We start from the raw sequence: 19465 nt of genomic DNA on the forward strand, positions 1-19465 counted from the left end.
ATTGCAGATTTAAGTTTAACAAATTTCTATGACTATAAGCAAAATAACAATTAGAATCTATAAAATAACAGAATATTCAGTTTAAATATAGACAAACTATTTTTTTGTCATTATAATTTTCAGAAAAGGTGGTGTCGAGAATGTTTATTTTAAAAAATGACAATTATACATCTGTTTCGAGCTTTATTCATCAAGTAGAAGTAGCATTCCACCATTTTGATTTAGAGCGCTGTGACGAAAAAACATTATATGTCACGGTAAAACTTAATTACGGCACACATAAAGTACTTTGTGATTTTATTTATATTATTGATCAACAAGAAATCTATGGCGCTATTTCAATTAACAAGCATTATGAAAAGACAAGGGTATTTATTCAACAGCATTTTCAGCAATTTTTATTGTATTCAGATGAAATGGTATTAGCTAAAAACTTCATGAGTACAATATCCTTTAAACAATGTCTCCAACAATTTGCGAAAAAGTATCCAGCCTTTATTTCCTCAAAGAACCATTACGCTCTAGCAATGGCTGAGTAACCACAAATAAAAATAGTATGCCAAGCATTGTTGGCATACTATTTTCTTAATTATTTTAAATATTCATCCACAAATTCAACAGGTACATATGTCTTTGTATCTTTTAAGGTCGGTGCGACTGTTAGTGTACGTAATGCCTTATTATAGCCAAATGTTTTTTCACCGCGAGTAATTGTGTAAGATATATTCCCTTTTGAAAGGATTGCCCCCTTGCCTGTAGAATCCACTTTGAAGCCAAGCTTTTCAGCGATCACACGTAATGGCACCATTTTTGTACCAGCTACTTCATAAGAATCTGATGCGATAATATTATCAATTTCTTCATGTATTGGATTCTTAGTAGTTGAGGAATCATCGTTCAGTACAATTACTTTAGATGGTGTTGTTTGAGCTGGGATACTTTTAGTAGAGGCCGTATAGAAAACAATCAGATGCTTCTCTGCTAAATCTTTAGCGTCCACCTTTTCACCTTTTTCATTGAATAGCTCTGTTTCTTTCCCAATATTTAATTTTAAAATATCATACGTATTAGTTAAATCTTCAAAGAAATAATCCACTTCTACAAAACCAACTTCTTCTGTTTCAACGATGACAACCTCTGGATTGAATTGTGGTGGATAAATATATTTTTGCGGTTTGTTAGCAAAGGTATAAGCTAATACTTTATCACCCTTTTGTAGCTCCACTTTCTTCCCAGTATTGTCGAACACGAGAGTATCTTTAGTAATTTCTAATACATTTGTTTGCTCGCCTTCTTTTACTGTGTAATATGTAATATTTTCCCCAACACGAACATCTTCCACAGTACCACGAGTATCATTAAAAATGTGTACGGGATCAATTTGTATTTGTGGTACCTCCGCTTCTGTAGATTGCTGCTCATTTGCTGAAGCTACTGGTACAAGGGCACTTCCAAATAATAATGCAGACATAGCTGCAGGTGCTATTTTTTTCATGTTCATAAAATCTCTCCTTATTGTTTGGATTCATAGTAGTAGTAGTTTTAAAATGGAAAAAGTTTCAGTGCAAACCGAGGATTTTATGAGAAAGAGGTGGCAGTATCTACTGCCACCTCTTATTCCTATTCTTTAACAATCTCGCTCAAACCAGTAATATCGATGCCATTTAAAGCTTGAGTAGCAAGGCGATCCGCTTCTGAATTATCCTTACGTGAAACAAGCTGATATTCGGCTTGAATGTGAAGTTGCTCCAGCTTAGCATCAATTTTATCTGCCCAGCTTGCTAGTTCTTTTTCCAATGCTGGCCATTCCCCATTCAGCTGGTTGATGACCACTTGTGAATCTCCTATAATACGTACAGGCAAATGGTGGACATTTAAAAGTTCTAGCTCTACTAAGGCTAAATAAAGCGCTGCATACTCTGCCTCGTTATTTGATTTCAATTCAGACGAAAAGGCATTCCTTCTCAATCGTAAAGGTTTACCATTTTGTTCGTAATAAATGGCGCAGCCTAGTCCTGCTTGCCTTGTCCCACGATCAAAACCTCCATCAAAATAGAGCGTAATATTATGAGGCTCTGTATCAATTTCCTTTAAATATGCTTTTAGCTCTTTAAGTGACCAATTTGTATCTTGCCGATCAACACAATGTAGCGATTTTACCCTTCCCGTTCTTTCCATATCCTCTGCAAGTAAAAATGCTTGAGCTGCAGGCATTTCAGCTGAACGTAAAACTGTTGTTGCTCCTTTTGATGTTTTATAGGTCCATTCAATGATGACATGCATATTCATAACCTCCCATACTCTTTAACTGGTACATAAAGCAAAAACGTGTACCGACCAATAGCGGATACACGTTTTCCTCTCACTTGTTATATGTGCAATTCCTAGAAAAATTATTCCTTTTTAAATTGCGCTTATCACCTATTATTGAATTCCTTCATATAAACCTTGGATAGGTTTTATTAAAATGCGATTTACTTCTTCGATTACTTTACTTACCTTCATTTCTGCCTCAAGCATCGTTGAAATTTTTTCATTTTGCTGTGCAAGCTGTGCCGCTTTTTGTGCATAGACAAGCTCATCTTCCAAAATATCCTCACCAGCTAATTGCTTTTTCTGTAATTCGATTTGGATTTTACGGAAGTTTTTAAAGACATTTAATGCCTCTTCATCATTTTTAACAACTTCAACAGCAGCTTTTAACGCTTCAAATTCTGGAATCTTACGGAAAGTTGCTTCTAGCGCATTAATGTCATTATAAATATTAATCATTCATACAATCTCCTTTTAAATAAAGTAAACAATCAAGCCTTGCACAATCCCAATCAATCCACCAAGCACTGCACCTAATACAGTAATCATTTTAAACTCACGTTTTGAAATACCTAATACAAGCTCCTCTAATTTCTCTACTGGGAATGAGTCAACCTGCTCTCGCACGACCTCTTGTAAGTTTAAACGTTTTAGTACATCCTCAAGTTTTTCCTCTGCCTTCACAAAAGCTTTTTCTATAGCTTGTGGAATCACGGTATACTTCGCCCAGTCATTTCCTTGTGGCCAATAATAAGAAATCGGTTGATTTAAACGTTCAGAGATTGCTAATTGTTCTTTCACGTACACTTGTAATTTCGATAAAATGGGGTCAAATTGAACATCTTGCAAAAAGTCCATAGCTGGTCGATCTTTAAGTTTTTCCCATTCCTGCGAAAATATTTTTGTTAGTAAGGTTGTTGTTCCTGGTGCTTGTAAAAACTTCACAAGCTCACGTTGAACTTTCCCAACTAATGAAGAGGAATCACCTAAGAACATATTGATCATGCCGCCTAGAGACCCTTTTGATGATAAAAAGTCATCAATCATTGCCTTAATCGTCATTTCACCTTCTGGTGATAAAAAATAATCCTCGCCTTTTTCTAAAATGTGCTGAACTGCTACTGGAATTTTAGCATCAATTGTATTTTGGATATCATCTGATAGGAGCGTACGAATTGATTTTGTTGATAGTGTATTCTTTACTGACGAAAATTGTCCCTCAACAATTGCTTCAACCTTCTGTTCAATGGTAGTAGGTAGATGAGCAAACCCAGCTAAGTTTAGCCAATCCTGAATTGTTTTGTCGTTTGTAAAGATTGTTTCTTCAACTTTTGTTTGCACAAAGTGTTCTACTTTGTCTTGAATATCCTTAGAGAAAAACTTTTTTCTAAATGTTTCAGGTGTTAGTAAATAATTAACTACTGTAAGACCCAGCTGTTTAGCTAATTCATCACGTCGTTTGGGTATAAGGCCTGGTGTAAACGGTACACGCCAATTTTTAATATATATCGCTTTATATGGACGAAAAAGCATTTTAATGGCTAAGTGATTTGTAACGCCCCCAATTGCAGCCCCAATGATAGCCATAAAAAGTAATGTCACTATAAAATTATCCATTAGTATCCTCTCATTTCAATTGTATTCAAGATTGGCGTATTTTGTCGCCTTCTGCACTCATTATAGCAGAGCAATGATTTTCAACGAAAGAAATACCCCTTTAGAATTTCAATCTCATCCTATTTACTTCTATGAAAAGTGAATAGTTGCAAAAATACCTTTATACTTGAATAATATGACTACATACTATAAGAAGCGAGGTTTGATGATGATTCAACATTTCAGTTTTAAACCACTATTTGAAAACACGCAACTACCTGGGTGGTCTATTTCGTTTTTTTATCAACGAGAACGATACCAAGGGGAATATTTAAAGGACGGTACGATTGAGTGGATAGGAGCCATTCCATCAGACGAAGAGGTTGTTAAAAAAATGATACATGAACTTATGCTGTTTCATGTATACGATTGAATTTGATAGTCAATTTTTCGTTGTGATCCCGTATAAAAATACCTATATTTACTATTAATAGCACGCCATTTAAGCTAATTATGTTGAATCCTGTTGAAATTTGTATATTTTTCTTATACATTTATGATATCAGCTTAATAGTAAATGTTTTTTATGCAGGGGGCCATTTCAATGAGTAAAGTCACACTTTCGGATGACTTAAATAGCTATAATTCAAAAGCGTTAATTCGTGTAAAAGTAAAAGAATTTTTTTCAGAATTTTCCGCTAAAATATTCGAATTAGTGGATGAAGCGGGTGCTGTTAATAGTAAGAAATTCGAGGAACTTTCTGGCTATAAAAGCGACTTTTACAATGAGTATTGCAGTCAACTAAAGGGCTTCTTTGATTCTTCTACTAGCTCTTTCGGCAAGAAATCGATTAAAACGTTCTATTTAACGTATAATAATAAGAACTATGTTTTAACACAGCAAGGCATAACGGAAAAAGCACCTGTATCTATCGCTCCGCTTACAGGTGAAATACCTTTAAAGGAAACGGTTCATGACGTTGAAAAAGCGTGTTTAAAATTACGCTTCCAGCAAGAATAAATAGGTCAAACATTTAGAAAGGGGGAGTCTCAAATGATGATTGAGACTCCCCCCTTTCTATAAAAAATAATTCATTTAAAAAAATCCGCAAGCTAAAGCACTCTTGAGATTTTTGACGTGTCGTATTATATGAGATGCAAAATGCTTCTTTCCCTAAACAAACTATCTTTGATCTTTCTAAAGTTAGCATATAGCCATGGTAATTACAATCTTTTGGTATTTGAATCTAGTTGCATTTTTACAAAAGATCCATGAAAAACAAGTGAAAAAGTTGTTGTCAATATTTGTGTTTTTCTTTTAAATAATTTATGATTGAAACATCCAACAATTTTTTAAATCATAGGAGGTGTACACTTTGTTTACTTCCCTCATTCGGGCGGGAACAAAGGAATTATTTGGACGGAGACATATTGGAGATAACCATTAGGTTGGCGGCATTCGCCCTACTAATTATAATGACTGGATTTTTCGTTGCAACTGAATTTGCAATCGTAAAAGTGAGATCTACCCGCATTGATCAATTGCTCGCGGAAGGGCATAAAAAAGCGAAAAATGCAAAACGTGTTGTTTCAGATTTAGATGAGTACTTATCTGCATGCCAGCTAGGTATTACCATCACTGCACTTGGTTTAGGTTGGTTAGGTGAACCTACATTTGAAATCATTTTACACCCAGTGTTTGAATTTCTAAATTTGAATGGTAGTATTACATCTATCCTTTCATTCATACTTGCATTCTCAATCGTTACGTTTATGCATGTTGTTATTGGGGAATTGGCGCCAAAAACATTAGCCATCCAAAAAGCAGAATTTGTCACATTAAATTTTTCTGGTCCATTAATCATCTTCCACAATATTACGTATCCCATCATTAAGCTATTAAATGGCTCTGCTCGTGGTTTAACAGGTCTTTTCGGCTTAAAAATGATGTCAGAATCAGAAGTGGCTCATACAGAGGAAGAGCTGCGTATGATTTTGTCGGATAGTTTAAAAGGTGGAGAAATTAATAACTCAGAATATGAATATGTTAACAGTATTTTCGAGTTCTCTGATCGTCTTGCAAAAGAAATTATGGTTCCTCGAACTGAAATTGTCGGCATAGAAAAAGAGCTAACAATTAAAGAAGTGTTTGATTTAATGGGTGTTGAGCAATATACTCGTTATCCAATTCTGGATGGAGATAAAGATCATATTATTGGATTAGTTAACATGAAGCATTTATTAACCGCTTACATTAAAGATCCTAAAAATGGTGATAAGCCAGTCATTGATTATATGCAACCTATTATTCGAGTGATGGAAACAACGCAAATTAACGATCTATTACTAAAAATTCAACGTGAACGTATTCATATGGCCATTTTAATGGATGAATATGGCGGAACATCTGGTTTAGTGACGATTGAAGATATTATTGAGGAAATTGTCGGCGATATTCAAGATGAATTTGATGAAGACGAAATCCCGGAAGTACAAGAAATTGCAGAAAATCATTTTATTTTAGATGCTAAGATGCTTCTTGAAAATGTAAATGATATGCTTGGTACTGACATAGAAGATGATGATATTGATACTATCGGTGGTTGGTTCATGACGAAGCGTTTTGATGCGGTCGAAGGTGACAGTATTGAAGAGCAAGGTTTTGAATTTATCGCAAAAGAATTAGATGGTCACCATATTTTATACTTAGAAGTTCTGAAATTACCTAACAGTGATTTATCAAATGAATATGACGCAGTCATTGACTAAAATTGAATTGATTTGCCATACTTGTCGTGGTACTATTAGAAGCACGCTTGTATAATCTAGGCTATAAATATGGTCTTTTCTTCACACCTTATATAGGTGGGAGCAACGACTGTAATAAATAGATGAAACGACTCCCTTTTTAAAAGGGGGTCGTTTTCTAATGTTCGAAAGTTTTGCGAGGAGGAAACAAAATGGAGCTCTATACAAATTTACGTCAAGGGGAAAAAGGTGCATGGCTATCCATTGGTACATATCTTATCCTAAGCTCTGCTAAGCTTACAATAGGCTACATTGGTACATCTGAGGCTCTAAAAGCTGATGGTTTAAACAACACCACTGATATCATTGCTTCCATCGCGGTACTGGTTGGTTTACGCATTGCCCAAAGACCACCTGATTCCAACCATCAATACGGACATTTACGAGCTGAGACGGTTGCCTCTTTAGTCGCATCGTTCATTATGCTTGTTGTCGGTCTCCAAGTATTAGTTAGTTCCCTAAAAAGCTTGTGGGAGCCCACTGGAACAACACCTTCACTGTTAACTGCCTATGTCGCAATAGGTAGTGCAGTTGTCATGTATGTGGTTTACCGCTATAATTTGGCACTATCTAAAAAAATTAAAAGCGCCGCTGTTAAAGCAGCTGCCTTTGACAATCGCTCCGATGCACTTGTCAGCATCGGTACAGCCATTGGTATTTTCGGAGCCATTTTCGGCTTTCCGATCATTGATTCACTTACAGCTCTCATTGTTGCCCTTTTAATTATTAAAACAGCAGTAGAAATTTTTTGGGAAGCTGTTCAAAGTCTTACAGATGCCTTTGATATTGATGAAGTTGAAACGTTATCGGTCTTAATCCGTAACGTGGATGGGGTAATGGAGCTTTTAGACTTTAAAGGACGTGCCCATGGGAATATGTACTTTATCGACGTAACTGTCACAGTAGACCCTTATTTAAATGTCTTTGAAAGTCATCGTATAACCGAAGAAATCGAACATACCATTATGCGTGAAAATCGCTTTTGTCAGGTTCTTGTGCATATTGAGCCACATATCATTCCTCCACAAAACGAAGAAAAGTCTCCTACCAATTGATTGGTAGGAGACTTTTTTTATTTAATAGCTATATAAATAGCCACTTGTGAATCATGTGGATTAGCACATCGTTCATCATACAGTTCAAAGTCGCCTGTATATGTTCGTTCAACTTTAGAATTTGCAAACCATGTCCAAATCTCTTGCCAAGTTTGAATGACAACTTCAGGCATCACGCCTTTATCTGATGTAAAAACTAGATACTTAGCTGCTGGAATCGTTTTTACTACTAAATCAGTTTGAATGTCATCATTATCTACCTCTACTCCTAGTGTAAGAGTATAATTACCATTCACATCCGTCTCATAGTCTGAATACAAACCATAGACATGACCATTTTTTCGCTCGGCTATTTGATCCGTAATATTTTGCTGATAAAAGTGATCCCATAATTGCGGAATTTTAGCTTGCTCTGTTATTTCATTGGCATTACTTGTTTGAGTTGAAATACCCACGATGTTAAATGCATTTAATTCAACTACTTTTGGTTCTCGCCACTCACTTTTTCTCCATCGCTTTAAATTTGGCAAAAAGGAAGTCAGCATATTACGTGCTTCATTTTCTGGCATACCACCTTCCATAAGATGCGGTACACAAATTTCAATCATTTCGTCTACTGTTAACTGGGGTTGTTTAAACTCGCCCCCCTCGTAACAATATGTACAATAATCCTGACTTTTTCCCCCTTCTTTTTCAGTACCCAATAATGCCTCTTCTACTAAAGGCATACCGCAGCTTTGACAATAGCTTTGCATCGTCATTCCACCTTTCGCTTTATTTGTACTTACTATAGCAAAGGAAACCTGACAACTGTCTGTCATCAATTATCTAGATTTTTATATAATTGAACAATTTCTAAAGCTCGTTTTTGAATGATATCTCTTATATAAGGTGGTTCCATAATTTTAATGTGATGGCCAAAGCTTAGCAAGAAACCATAAAGCCATTCATCTTCAGGTATAGATATATGAATCATAGATTGTTCATGGTCTATATGTTCTGCACCAAAGGATTCTTCCACCAATGTTGTAATGTCTTTATCAAAAGAAATGACCAAATCGACTACGTTTTGCGGTCGATGCCATTCTTTACCCCAAGGGAGTTCACTTAAATTCACTTCCTTACGATCAAAGGTAGAATTAGCTTGAAGCAAATGTTTCATTCTCGCAAGCTTAAATAAACGAAAGTCCTTTCTTAATGTACAATAGCCATACAAATACCATATCTTCCCTTTTTGAACAATTGTATGTGGTTCGACTATTCGGCTTGTTTGTTCACCATAAGTAGTAGAATAATGAAAGCTTATGCAACGATTATTCTCTATAGCTGTCTTGAGCGTCGTAATATGCTCTTTAAAGAGAGCGTTTGGTCCCCATGGACTAAGATCAACAAACAGATGGTCCATCGATTGTTTTACATGATCATCAGCAATACTCGTTATTTTCTCGAGCACGGCTTCAGCGTGGGAATCTTCATAGGTAGTCAACGCACTTTTAATCGCAATAGAAAGTGACGTGAGCTCATCCTTCGTCAACACTTGCTTATCAACACGATACCCATCGATTAAACTAATACCACCATTTACACCTTGCTGACTAATAACAGGTACACCAGCACAGCTCAGTGTTTCAATATCTCGATAGATGGTACGAATCGAAACATTAAATAACTCTGCTAATTCCTGTGCCTTAACCTTTTTACGGTTGATTAATATCATCGTCATGGTTAGAAGTCTTTCTAATTTCATGGTAAAATCTCCTTTCTTGCCATCCCATTATTCCTATATATACTTCTATTTTAATTAACAAACTATCTTTTTAAGTATTTTTTAAGTACTTTTTGAGTATTTTTTAAGGCAAATGTACTATAATAACGCCTAATTATTGTTATAACAATTATACTATTTTAACAATAAAAGAAAAAACAAGGCTAATGCCCATATGCAACTTTCATTAACAATACTATGTTGTTTCATTTTTGTATAAGAATAGTTTGATTTTAACGCCTAAACAATTATTTCAATTCTCTTAACACAACATAAAAAACTTCTATCTTCTATATAATGAACGGCGATATTTTCTTTGAATGGATTTGACGCGATGTGACAAACACATCGGGATTCATTGACTCTCACCCGTGAAAGAACTACAACATAAATTGCTTTTTCTAGCATCAAATTTTTAATAGAAAAGTTGAGTGAGTTTCACTTTTCTTGCCCTTCACTATATAGTAGGAAGCCTTTTCACCCAAAATGAACTAGAGTTTAATGTTTTTAATTTAATTGTATAAAGGAGAGTTTGATGTGATTCGAGCCGTTTTAATAGACAATGAACCTTTAGCTTTACACTATTTTCAAAATAAACTACATGCCTTTCAACAAATACAGGTGATTCAAACCTTTACTAGCGTAGAAGTATTTCTGAATGAACTACCCACTATGGAATTTGAAGCTATCTTTTTAGAAGTAAAACTTCAAGAATTATCAGGACTTGAAGTTGCTGATATTATCAAAACGGAACGTCCACAAGTCAGTGTAATTTTCATTACCTCCTATCATGAATTTGCATTACAAGCCTATGAAATTGGCAGTCTCGACTATGTATTAAAGCCTATCAGTCATGCCCGTTTAGAAAAAACTGTAGCCCGTATTGAGCATGAATTCTCAATTCAGCAAATGCTTCAACAAGCTACACAAACTGTATTAAATGTACAATGCTTCGATCAATTTGCCGTCTATAGTAACAATAGTTTAGTGGCATTTAAAACAGAAAAGACAAAAGAAATGTTTGCTTATTTTATTTTGCATCCAAATATACCGATTCATCGAGATTATCTAATTGAAATTCTATGGCCAGATTTAGATTATGTAAGAGCCAAATCAAATCTTCATACAGCTCTATCTTATTTAAGGAAAACTCTAAATACAATTGGCTATGAAAACTGTATTGTCTTTTCAAATAAATACTATATCTTCGAAAAGCCAAATATCGTATGTGATTTATACGATTTTCAAAAACTTCATGAAGATTTTGCAAAACTTGAATTTCCTTCTATTTCTTTGATTGATCAATGTCTTTCTATTTATAAGAATGGCTTATTTGTTTTTGATGATTATGAATGGTCAACTGCCTATAAAGATAAATTAATGAAATCATACATAGAGCTATTAGAAAAAGGGTTTCAAACAACAGTCTTTTCAGACACTGAAAGAGCTATGGAATTTTTACATGCATTAATAGAGTATGATCCCTATAATGAACAAAAAATTGAGCACTATTTATATACGTTAATACAGGCAGGGCTTCATGATCAGGCACTCAAAATTTTCCAAACATATACGCAAAAACTAGTGGAAGATTTAGCACTAACACCAAGCTCTACATTATTAGAGATATCCAAAAAATTATTTGTTCAACATAAATAATGTAAAAAACGGCGAGTGCTTCTATGTGAGTAGAAGCTCGCCGTTTATTTACATCCCACTACCTTCAGTTAGCCCGTGCTTAACAGCATACAGCGCTGCCTGTGTACGGTCTTGTACTTGTAGCTTTGTAAAAATATTTGAAATATGGGTTTTCACTGTTTTTTCTGTGACAAAGAGTGAAGATGCAATTTCCCGATTACTCTTTCCTTTTGTAAGCTCTGCTAGCACATCCTGCTCACGAGGTGTCAGCGGATTTAATAAATGGGGTGCATTCTGTGATTCCTGGCGATCCATTTCAAGCGTTGTCGTTGCTTCAGGATGTAAAGTGTTTTCACCACGCATAATACGACGAATGGATAAGACCAATTCATCTGGCTCAATATCTTTTAACTGATAGCCTGCCGCTCCAGCCTCCATTGCTGGCACCACATGGTCTCGATCAGAAAAGCTAGTAAGCATTAAAATTTCTATTTGTGGAAATTTCGCTTTGATGCGTTTAGTCGCCTGAATGCCATCCATTTCAGGCATGACTAAATCCATTAAGATAATATCTGGTTGAATGCTTTCTGCTAATGCAACCGCTTCGTGCCCATTTTTTGCCTCTCCAACAACCTCAATATCCTTTTGTGTCTTTAAGAAAAACAGTAGTCCTCTACGCACCACGTGATGATCGTCTGCAATTAATACACGTATCATGTCCTCTCCCCCTTAATATGGCAAGCGGATTAGCAGCTCCGTACCTTTGCCAATTTCACTTACCCAGTCGGCAGTTCCACCTACTGATTTTGCACGATCCTTGATAGATTGTAAGCCCATCGAAAGCAACTTTGTATTGTTGTCAATGACAAAGCCTCGTCCCTCATCACGAATAACCAACAAAATATCTGTTGATGTAACAGTAATATACAATGCTGCCTCTAATACACCTGCATGGCGACGTACATTATTTAACGCCTCTTGGGCTACGCGAAATAATGTTTCTTCAATACGTGAGGGAAATTGCAATACGCCTGAAACTGTAACATGTAGTTTTAAGCCAAGCATTTCAGCGTATACTTTCATGGCCTCAAGTAAACCATTTTCCAATCCTTTAGGTCGCAATTGCCAAATTAACGCACGCATCTCTGTAAGTGCGTCTTGTGTTAAATGCTGAATCTCTTTAAATGTTTCTTTCACTTCGCAATCATCCGTCATTTCAATACCAGCCCTAGCTGTTAACGTGACCGAGAATAGTAGTTGATTGACTGAATCGTGTAAATCGCGGGCTAGACGATTACGTTCCTTCACAAGTGCCATTTCCTGCTCCTGTTTTGTCAGTAAAATTCGCTTAATAGCTGAACCCATCTGAAAGGCAACTGATTCTAATAAAGCAAGCTCCTCCTCTGAAAAGCGCACTGTATCCTTAGATGCGACATTTAATACGCCAAAACGTTCTTGTCCAGATTGAAGGGGTACTGTCGCATGATGCGTGATTCCTTCATGATCCCCAACATTTGCGGCAATGGCACTTTCAATACGCTGACACTCAATAATATTGGAGGCTTTTTTTAGCTCTTCATTACGATAACGGGATACACACCAACAACCGCCCTTTTTTAAATAATGGCAATTGTTATATTCCAATGCCTCTGGTAGATTTTCATGGACAACAAGTTCTGAACGCCCCTTTGCATCAATAAAAAAAATCCAGCCTGTTTCAAAATTGGTGCCATTTAAAAATTTGATGAGCGCACCTTTTAGCATTGTGACAATTTCAGTTTCTTCATTTAATAGTTCAGCAATTTCTTTTAAAATACTGATATTGGAATGCTCATTCTCTCTCACGAAAACACCCCTTCTTTAGCATTACTATTGTTAATGATACCATTAAGCTATTGAAAGCGTCTGCTTCCACCGTTCATACTTTAGACTGAAATTCATCACATACCTTATTTTGTGTAAGTTGATTTACATATAAAACTAGAACCACTATAATCGAACAAGGACATGGTTTTATGAAGGGAAGATTGAATATGTCTAAAAAAGAAGAAAATGGCTTATTATTTATTTGGATTGTTTCTGCTATAGCAACGCTAGGTTCGTTATATTTTTCTGAGATTCGTCATTATGAACCTTGTAAATTATGTTGGATTCAACGTATTTTTATGTACCCAATTGTTATTATGACGACAGTAGCCTTTATACAAAAAAATGCGCGTATTGCTGTCACAACAGCTGTATTTTCTTTGATTGGCGGCTGTATTTCACTTTACCATTATGGAATTCAAAAGCTTAGCTATTTAGCTGAAAATGCTCCTTCCTGTGGCGCAGTTTCTTGTACAGGACAATATATTAATTGGTTAGGCTTTATTACTATTCCGTTTTTAGCATTAACTGCATTTATTTTAATCGCAGGGGCAAGCTTTTATTTAATAAAAGCTTCTAAAGCTGCAAAATAATCGGAAGACCGTGTTCTACCTTTGGAATACGGTTTTTTCTACGGAGGAAGATCTATGTTTCATTATGAAATTGCTGAAGATAACTTAAGTGTGGAAGAACTGCTACGTAATCATTGGCGACTCGGTAAAAAACTCGTTCATGAATTGCGTATGGCCAAAGCCATCACATTGGCAAATGATGAGCTGATTCAATGGAATACACCTTTACAAACTGGAACAATAATCAAATTTACGTTTCCTGTTCCAACTTCTAGCTACAAACCAACACCTGTATGTGCTATTGATGTAGTCTATGAGGATGACCATTGTTTAATCGTATCAAAGCCAAAAGGGATGGCAACACATCCTAATGATGCTCGTGATACACATACATGTATGAACCATGTCATGGCACATATCAAAGAACAGGGTGGCATTTATGCTGAACATGTTCATCGTCTTGATAAAGGGACACAGGGCTTATTACTAGTAGCAAAGCACCCTTTAGCAAAGTCCATTTTCGATCGAATGATTGAGGAAAAAACCATTATTCGTACGTATGCAGCAGAGGTGCAAGGTAATTTACGAACATCTTCTGGAACGATTGCAGAACCAATTGGCAAAGACCGACACCATGCCACAAGACGTGTTGTGTCTAAAACTGGACAGCATGCGGTAACTCATTATGAAGTGGTGGCGCGTTACAAAAATTCCTGTGTCGTTCATCTCATACTTGAGACTGGACGCACACATCAGATCCGTGTGCATTTAGCCTATATTGGCCATCCAATTATTGGGGATACAATGTATGGTGCACGAGAAACAGTAAGTGATGATTACGAACTACATGCCATTCAATTAGAATTTGACCATCCTTTTTTAAATCAACGTATTATTGTCAAGGACGAGCAATAAGAAAAATCCCGCCTCTATAGGAGTGCGGGATTTATTCTTTTTTAAAAATCAAATTTAAAATGATCAGGATCTTGTCCAAATCGTTGGTTACGATTTAATGTTGCCATTTTCTCCATTTGATCTTGGGTTAATTCAAAATCAAAAATCTGTGCGTTTTCCTCAATTCGGCTCGGTGTTACGGATTTGGGTATAACGAGTGTATCATTTTGTAAATGCCAACGTAGTACTACCTGAGCAGGGGTTTTGTCGATCTCTTTCCCAATCTCAATAATGGTAGGATCAGCAAGTACACCACCACGTCCTAGTGGAGACCATGCAGTAACAGCAATTTGGTGTTTATTACAAAATGCGCTTAATGGCTGCTGTTGTAAATATGGATGTACCTCCACTTGATTCACCATTGGTGCAGTATTTGCCTTAGCCAATATTTTTTCTAAATGATGCTCATGATGATTTGATACACCTGTTGCGCGAATTAATTTTTCATCGTAAAGACGCTCAATAGCTCGATATGTTTCTTCAAATGTTTCAGGGACAGCCCAATGTGTTAAATATAAATCTAGGTAATCCATATTTAAATTCTTTAGCGAAACCTCAAAAGCACGTAATGTTGCATCGTATCCTTGGTCATTATTCCATACTTTTGTTGTAACAAAAATATCTTCACGACGAATGCCTGAATGACGAATTGCTTCTCCTACTTCTACCTCATTCCCATATAGGGATGCTGTATCAATAGCTCGATAACCGTATTGAAGTGCTTTATCAATAGCCTGTAATGTTTCCTCGCGTTCTGTCATTTTGTAAACACCTAAGCCAAAACGAGGCATTTCTACACCATTTGTTAATGTTTTCGTTGATTGTAAATTCAAAAAGCACAACCCCTTTCTTATCCTAGTACCATTATACAAAAAATTGGATTTAAGAAAAATAAAGCGGCTTTTTTATAATACACTACTTTTTCTTTTGTTCAACATCTTCCAATTGAATTGGATCAGCGATTCGCTCATCCTCCGCAAGCTCTAGACCATCACGTAAATGCTCCATCTGCTTGCCTAAATCTTTTAATTCTTTCATATCTCTCACCATTGTCCCATTTTCAATATTTGGCACCTTTTTTTCCATATTGATCACCTCACTTTTAGTTTTCCCGATATCAAGCTGTTTGAACCATTTCTGACATATTTTATTCTGCTATGTCGTTTCATTTTTAAAGTAGATAGGCTATACTAAAAAGAGATTTCTTTATAACATGAGGAGGGTTACTTCCATGAAATTATTATTAATCATTGGTGTAACAGTTGCTTTCTTAACAGCTATTTTCACTGCTGGATATGAAGGCGACTACAAAGCTGACAAATAATATCTCAAGAAAATCACTAAGCTTTTAGAAAAGCTTAGTGATTTTCTTTTTTTGTGGAACAATAGAAATACTTGACTTTCCTTTATTTTTAAAATAAACTAACTTACATAAAGTAACTTAATGAAAAAAGATAACTATTCGGAGGTATTCTAAATGCATTTTCATGAAAAACCTAACACATATGTAACAAATGTTGAAATAAAAGTGAGTGATTTACATCGCTCTTTAACCTTTTATCAAGAAATTATTGGCTTTAAAGTGTTACAACAAGATTCACATAAAGCTATGTTAACTGCCGATGGAGAAACAGCTCTATTAACTCTTGTTCAGCCTAAAACTGTAGAAGATAAGCTTAGCATGACGACAGGACTTTATCACTTCGCCCTATTATTACCTAGTCGACGTGACTTAGCTAATGTTATTTCTCATTTTCACGAAAAAGGTGTGTACCTTGGGGCTTCTGATCATGCTGTAAGTGAAGCACTCTATTTAAGTGATCCTGATCATAATGGAATCGAGATTTATGCAGATCGTCCTGAAAGTGAATGGACATGGCATAACAATCAGGTGCATATGGTGACAGAACCACTCAATATTCGTTCTATTTTAGAAGAGGGCGATGGCAACTGGCTTGGTCTGCCTGCTGGCACAGTAATGGGCCATATTCATTTATCGGTCTCTAACTTGGTTGAAGCCGAGCAATTTTATACAAAGGGATTAGGTTATGATATTGTCACACGCTACGGGTCCCAAGCATTATTTATTTCTACAGGCCGTTACCATCATCATATCGGCTTAAATACGTGGCACTCAGAGAATGCACCAAAGCTTGGAAAAAATCAAGTTGGCTTAAAAACGTTCTCATTGCGTTTAGATAACGAAGAACAAGCGGCAACTATGAAAGATAATCTTCGTGGTATAGGTGCACCTGTTACAGAAATCATCGGAGGGTTCCAAACAGAGGATCCTGCGGGGAATGTTGTGTTATTAAAGTTTTAATATTAAAAAGCAGTTCTCACAAGCGGAGAACTGCTTTTTAATGTAACCCTGGATATCCTTGTTGACGTAATGCCTCATAAATAACAATTGCAGCCGTATTGGACAAATTAAGTGATCGCACATGATCACTTTGTGGAATACGTAAACACATATCTCGGCGTTCATAAGCAAAGTCCTTCGGCAAACCTGTAGTTTCTTTTCCGAACATAAAATAAATATCTCGGTCTTGATCACTAAAATCATTTTTCGTAAACGGCTCATCACTGTATGTTTCGATTAAATAAACATCTCCATTTTTAGAGTACTCTATAAAATCCTCAAGTGAATCATGATAGACAATATTTACACTATGCCAATAATCTAAGCCCGCCCGTTTCAGCATTTTATCATCCGTTGAAAAACCTAGCGGACGAATTAAATGGAGCGATGTATTAGTACCCGCACAGGTACGTGCAATATTCCCCGTATTGGCTGGTATTTCTGGTTGATATAAAACGATATGCAATGGCATAACGACACACTTCCTTATTAAAAAATTCTTTAAGATAGCTCTTTAAAAAGTTAAACGAAGTCTTACTCTTTTGGAGCGACTCTTCTCACAATTAGAGCGGATCCGCTCTCAATCATAGGAACTCCAAGCAATTGATTTCATCCCTACATTAAACTGTAGTTAGTCAATGCTTCTACATCCAATACTACTTAAAAAACTGCAACCCTTTATAAATTTCACTTCGCACTTCTTCGTCCTGCTCCGTAGCTTCTGCTTCATGTAAGGCAGTTTGTGCTGTATCCCCGCCAATCTTACCCAATGCCCATGCGGCTGTGCCTCGAATGACAGGACGGTCATCTTTATGAAGTAGAGCAATCAAATCTGGTATGGCGGCTTCCTCTTTAAAATGAGCAAGTGCCAAGATGGCATTTCGCTGAATAGGCTTTTTTCCACGCCATGAGCCTGAAACATGACCAAATTTCCCCTTAAATTCTCGATTGGAAATCGTTAAAAGCGGTGTCAATAATGGTTTGGCTAGCTCTGGATCTGGCATAAATTCTTCATGTATCCAATTAATTTTCCCTTTATTTTTAGGACATACTGTCTGGCATGTATCACAGCCATAGAGTCGATTACCGATATGACTACGAAACTCATCTGGTAATGTTCCCTTCGTTTGAGTCAAAAAAGCAATACAGCGCTGTGCATCCAATTGTCCACCTTGTATTAAGGCTCCCGTTGGACAAACATCCAAGCACAGGCGACAATCTCCGCATTCATCCTCCATTGGCTTATCTGGCGCAAATGGAATATTTGTAATGAGCTCTCCTAAATACACATAGGAACCAAATTCAGGCGTGATAATCGAGCAATTTTTTCCGCTCCACCCAATGCCTGCACGTTCAGCTACCGCCCGATCTACGAGGGCTCCTGTATCAACCATTGATTCAATACGTACACCTTTGACATGTTCCTCAAGCCAAGTGGATAATAGCTTTAAACGCTCACGTAATGCTGTATGATAATCGACACCCCATGAAGCACGGCAGAAAATTCCACGTCGCGCACCCTTTTTACCAACTGGAGCATTTTGCATACGTGAAGGGTAAGCCACAGCTATTGCTACAATACTCTCTGCTTCATCTAGTAATTGAAGGGGTTCTGTACGTTTTTGAATATCACTTTCTTCAAAGCCAGACTGATAGCCAAGCTCCTGCTGGCGACGCAATCTGTTTTTTAATTCTGTAAAGGGAGCTGCTGTTGTAAAACCTATTTTATCAACACCAATGGACATCGCATATGCCACAAAATCACGTTGTAGGTCGTGTATGTTCATTTTATTTCCAACTCCTTACATGGTACAATATTAGAAATAGATAAAGTAGGTGATGTTCATTGGAAATTTCCATTAACCCAACTCTATTAACACAACATCCCGAGCTAAAAATCGGCATTATTCATTATACCAAAATTGTTGTAGCAGAATCCCCTCAAATGATTAAAGGGCGTATGCAATTGTATCAGGAAAATCTTTTTCTTGAAATGCAGGAACTTCCTGTAACACAGCGTGAGGGGATCGCAGAATGGCGACAAATCTGGAAAAAGCTTGGTGCTGATCCAAACCGCTATCGTCACTCAGCAGAAAGCCTTATGCGTCGAATTAGTAAGCAAAACTATTTAACGCCAATTCATTCAGGTGTTGATTTAAATAATTTCTTTTCACTTCAATATGAAATGCCAATTGGGCTATATGATGTTGCTCAAATCAAAGGGTTTGTAGCAATTGAGCTTGGTCATGACGAGATTGGTTATGAAGGTTTGAATGGGCGCTTTAACACATTAGAAAATATTCTGTATAGTCGTGATGAGGTAGGAGCATTTGGCTCACCTTTTGTTGATTCTAAACGCACAGCTGTCACAGAGGAAACAACTGATGCGTTACATATTTTTTATTTCCGCCCTTCCTTAACAAATGACGCAGCGAATGAACTGCTAGCGTCAGCTGGGAAAATGTTTAATCAAATTCATGGCGGACATTATCAAATCGCAATTATATCAAATGATGTACCATCTATAACACTATAA

22 protein-coding genes are annotated in these 19465 nt (G+C 36.4%); 10 read left to right on the top strand and 12 right to left on the bottom strand.

Annotated features, from left to right (window positions below; translation table 11 throughout):
• The first annotated feature begins 140 nt into the window (after positions 1-140).
• Positions 141-539, top strand: coding sequence for a hypothetical protein (locus L6W14_RS19070; RefSeq protein ID WP_054548655.1), 399 nt, complete (start codon positions 141-143; stop codon positions 537-539).
• A gap of 50 nt (positions 540-589) precedes the next feature.
• Here the strand turns inward: L6W14_RS19070 and L6W14_RS19075 are convergent, their stop codons facing one another.
• The 4 genes from L6W14_RS19075 to L6W14_RS19090 form a co-directional block, all read right to left on the bottom strand.
• On the bottom strand, positions 590-1501 hold the full coding sequence (locus L6W14_RS19075; RefSeq protein ID WP_237898693.1) for a copper amine oxidase N-terminal domain-containing protein: 912 nt from the start codon (positions 1499-1501) through the stop codon (positions 590-592).
• A 119-nt stretch (positions 1502-1620) separates the two neighbouring features.
• Positions 1621-2283 carry a ribonuclease H family protein gene (locus tag L6W14_RS19080; RefSeq protein ID WP_237898695.1) on the bottom strand — a complete coding sequence of 221 codons (663 nt, stop codon included), beginning with the start codon at positions 2281-2283 and terminating at the stop codon, positions 1621-1623.
• 141 nt (positions 2284-2424) lie between these two features.
• The gene (locus L6W14_RS19085; RefSeq protein ID WP_004230811.1) at positions 2425-2772 is read right to left on the bottom strand and encodes a YlbF family regulator; all 348 of its coding nucleotides are present in this window, start codon (positions 2770-2772) and stop codon (positions 2425-2427) included.
• Between the two features lie 15 nt (positions 2773-2787).
• Positions 2788-3930, bottom strand: a complete 1143-nt coding sequence (locus L6W14_RS19090) for a DUF445 domain-containing protein (RefSeq protein WP_131521083.1) — start codon at positions 3928-3930, stop codon at positions 2788-2790.
• A gap of 208 nt (positions 3931-4138) precedes the next feature.
• Here L6W14_RS19090 and L6W14_RS19095 point away from each other — a divergent pair, with 208 nt between their 5' ends.
• The 4 genes from L6W14_RS19095 (at position 4139) to L6W14_RS19110 (ending at position 7772) form a co-directional block, all read left to right on the top strand.
• Positions 4139-4342, top strand: coding sequence for a YheE family protein (locus L6W14_RS19095; protein ID WP_131521237.1), 204 nt, complete (start codon positions 4139-4141; stop codon positions 4340-4342).
• Positions 4343-4513: 171 nt separating this feature from the next.
• Entirely contained in the window at positions 4514-4930 is a 417-nt protein-coding gene (locus tag L6W14_RS19100; RefSeq protein ID WP_131521082.1) for a hypothetical protein, read from the top strand.
• A gap of 428 nt (positions 4931-5358) precedes the next feature.
• Entirely contained in the window at positions 5359-6678 is a 1320-nt protein-coding gene (locus tag L6W14_RS19105; RefSeq protein ID WP_004230815.1) for a hemolysin family protein, read from the top strand.
• Positions 6679-6869: 191 nt separating this feature from the next.
• Complete coding sequence (locus L6W14_RS19110; protein WP_048391796.1) at positions 6870-7772, top strand: cation diffusion facilitator family transporter; 903 nt, start codon at positions 6870-6872, stop codon at positions 7770-7772.
• Between the two features lie 17 nt (positions 7773-7789).
• Here the strand turns inward: L6W14_RS19110 and L6W14_RS19115 are convergent, their stop codons facing one another.
• Together L6W14_RS19115 and L6W14_RS19120 are read right to left on the bottom strand one after the other, a co-directional pair.
• Entirely contained in the window at positions 7790-8527 is a 738-nt protein-coding gene (locus L6W14_RS19115; protein ID WP_131521081.1) for an effector binding domain-containing protein, read from the bottom strand.
• A gap of 65 nt (positions 8528-8592) precedes the next feature.
• On the bottom strand, positions 8593-9519 hold the full coding sequence (locus L6W14_RS19120; protein WP_237898697.1) for a helix-turn-helix transcriptional regulator: 927 nt from the start codon (positions 9517-9519) through the stop codon (positions 8593-8595).
• Between the two features lie 555 nt (positions 9520-10074).
• On the opposite strand from L6W14_RS19120, the gene L6W14_RS19125 reads away from it, so the two are divergent.
• A complete protein-coding gene (locus L6W14_RS19125; protein ID WP_131521079.1) occupies positions 10075-11196 on the top strand; it encodes a response regulator in 1122 nt (373 codons plus the stop codon).
• 48 nt (positions 11197-11244) lie between these two features.
• On the opposite strand, the gene L6W14_RS19130 is transcribed toward L6W14_RS19125, so the two are convergent.
• Together L6W14_RS19130 and L6W14_RS19135 are read right to left on the bottom strand one after the other, a co-directional pair.
• Positions 11245-11892: a response regulator gene (locus tag L6W14_RS19130; protein ID WP_004230823.1), complete on the bottom strand. Its 648-nt coding sequence runs from the start codon at positions 11890-11892 to the stop codon at positions 11245-11247.
• 12 nt (positions 11893-11904) lie between these two features.
• The gene (locus L6W14_RS19135) at positions 11905-13020 is read right to left on the bottom strand and encodes a GAF domain-containing sensor histidine kinase (RefSeq protein WP_054548662.1); all 1116 of its coding nucleotides are present in this window, start codon (positions 13018-13020) and stop codon (positions 11905-11907) included.
• Positions 13021-13208: 188 nt separating this feature from the next.
• On the opposite strand from L6W14_RS19135, the gene L6W14_RS19140 reads away from it, so the two are divergent.
• Together L6W14_RS19140 and L6W14_RS19145 are read left to right on the top strand one after the other, a co-directional pair.
• Positions 13209-13634: a disulfide formation protein C gene (locus L6W14_RS19140; protein ID WP_131521078.1), complete on the top strand. Its 426-nt coding sequence runs from the start codon at positions 13209-13211 to the stop codon at positions 13632-13634.
• Positions 13635-13688: 54 nt separating this feature from the next.
• Positions 13689-14528, top strand: a complete 840-nt coding sequence (locus L6W14_RS19145) for an RluA family pseudouridine synthase (protein WP_131521077.1) — start codon at positions 13689-13691, stop codon at positions 14526-14528.
• 41 nt (positions 14529-14569) lie between these two features.
• Here L6W14_RS19145 and L6W14_RS19150 read toward each other — a convergent pair whose 3' ends face one another.
• On the bottom strand, positions 14570-15400 hold the full coding sequence (locus L6W14_RS19150) for an aldo/keto reductase (protein WP_131521076.1): 831 nt from the start codon (positions 15398-15400) through the stop codon (positions 14570-14572).
• Between the two features lie 82 nt (positions 15401-15482).
• On the bottom strand, positions 15483-15653 hold the full coding sequence (locus tag L6W14_RS19155; protein WP_004230831.1) for a hypothetical protein: 171 nt from the start codon (positions 15651-15653) through the stop codon (positions 15483-15485).
• Positions 15654-16044: 391 nt separating this feature from the next.
• Here L6W14_RS19155 and L6W14_RS19160 point away from each other — a divergent pair, with 391 nt between their 5' ends.
• Positions 16045-16890, top strand: a complete 846-nt coding sequence (locus tag L6W14_RS19160) for a VOC family protein (protein ID WP_237898699.1) — start codon at positions 16045-16047, stop codon at positions 16888-16890.
• Between the two features lie 37 nt (positions 16891-16927).
• Here the strand turns inward: L6W14_RS19160 and trmL are convergent, their stop codons facing one another.
• On the bottom strand, positions 16928-17401 hold the full coding sequence (gene trmL, locus L6W14_RS19165; protein WP_004230835.1) for a tRNA (uridine(34)/cytosine(34)/5-carboxymethylaminomethyluridine(34)-2'-O)-methyltransferase TrmL: 474 nt from the start codon (positions 17399-17401) through the stop codon (positions 16928-16930).
• A 184-nt stretch (positions 17402-17585) separates the two neighbouring features.
• Positions 17586-18716 carry a tRNA epoxyqueuosine(34) reductase QueG gene (queG, locus tag L6W14_RS19170; RefSeq protein WP_237898701.1) on the bottom strand — a complete coding sequence of 377 codons (1131 nt, stop codon included), beginning with the start codon at positions 18714-18716 and terminating at the stop codon, positions 17586-17588.
• Positions 18717-18775: 59 nt separating this feature from the next.
• Here queG and L6W14_RS19175 point away from each other — a divergent pair, with 59 nt between their 5' ends.
• Positions 18776-19465: a B3/B4 domain-containing protein gene (locus L6W14_RS19175; protein ID WP_237898703.1), complete on the top strand. Its 690-nt coding sequence runs from the start codon at positions 18776-18778 to the stop codon at positions 19463-19465.

Source organism: Lysinibacillus sp. ACHW1.5, from assembly GCF_022014815.1.
Taxonomy (GTDB): domain Bacteria; phylum Bacillota; class Bacilli; order Bacillales_A; family Planococcaceae; genus Lysinibacillus; species Lysinibacillus capsici.

Excerpts from the sequence above, each read along its gene's own strand:
- L6W14_RS19120 (WP_237898697.1), bottom strand. The coding sequence starts at position 9,519 with ATGAAATTAGAAAGACTTCTAACCATGACGATGATATTAATCAACCGT.
- L6W14_RS19110 (WP_048391796.1), top strand. The coding sequence starts at position 6,870 with ATGGAGCTCTATACAAATTTACGTCAAGGGGAAAAAGGTGCATGGCTA.
- L6W14_RS19160 (WP_237898699.1), top strand. The coding sequence starts at position 16,045 with ATGCATTTTCATGAAAAACCTAACACATATGTAACAAATGTTGAAATA.
- L6W14_RS19075 (WP_237898693.1), bottom strand. The coding sequence starts at position 1,501 with ATGAACATGAAAAAAATAGCACCTGCAGCTATGTCTGCATTATTATTT.
- L6W14_RS19140 (WP_131521078.1), top strand. The coding sequence starts at position 13,209 with ATGTCTAAAAAAGAAGAAAATGGCTTATTATTTATTTGGATTGTTTCT.
- L6W14_RS19085 (WP_004230811.1), bottom strand. The coding sequence starts at position 2,772 with ATGATTAATATTTATAATGACATTAATGCGCTAGAAGCAACTTTCCGT.
- L6W14_RS19095 (WP_131521237.1), top strand. The coding sequence starts at position 4,139 with ATGATTCAACATTTCAGTTTTAAACCACTATTTGAAAACACGCAACTA.
- L6W14_RS19070 (WP_054548655.1), top strand. The coding sequence starts at position 141 with ATGTTTATTTTAAAAAATGACAATTATACATCTGTTTCGAGCTTTATT.
- L6W14_RS19130 (WP_004230823.1), bottom strand. The coding sequence starts at position 11,892 with ATGATACGTGTATTAATTGCAGACGATCATCACGTGGTGCGTAGAGGA.
- L6W14_RS19145 (WP_131521077.1), top strand. The coding sequence starts at position 13,689 with ATGTTTCATTATGAAATTGCTGAAGATAACTTAAGTGTGGAAGAACTG.
- queG (WP_237898701.1), bottom strand. The coding sequence starts at position 18,716 with ATGAACATACACGACCTACAACGTGATTTTGTGGCATATGCGATGTCC.
- trmL (WP_004230835.1), bottom strand. The coding sequence starts at position 17,401 with ATGCCATTGCATATCGTTTTATATCAACCAGAAATACCAGCCAATACG.
- L6W14_RS19080 (WP_237898695.1), bottom strand. The coding sequence starts at position 2,283 with ATGCATGTCATCATTGAATGGACCTATAAAACATCAAAAGGAGCAACA.
- L6W14_RS19115 (WP_131521081.1), bottom strand. The coding sequence starts at position 8,527 with ATGCAAAGCTATTGTCAAAGCTGCGGTATGCCTTTAGTAGAAGAGGCA.
- L6W14_RS19090 (WP_131521083.1), bottom strand. The coding sequence starts at position 3,930 with ATGGATAATTTTATAGTGACATTACTTTTTATGGCTATCATTGGGGCT.
- L6W14_RS19155 (WP_004230831.1), bottom strand. The coding sequence starts at position 15,653 with ATGGAAAAAAAGGTGCCAAATATTGAAAATGGGACAATGGTGAGAGAT.
- L6W14_RS19100 (WP_131521082.1), top strand. The coding sequence starts at position 4,514 with ATGAGTAAAGTCACACTTTCGGATGACTTAAATAGCTATAATTCAAAA.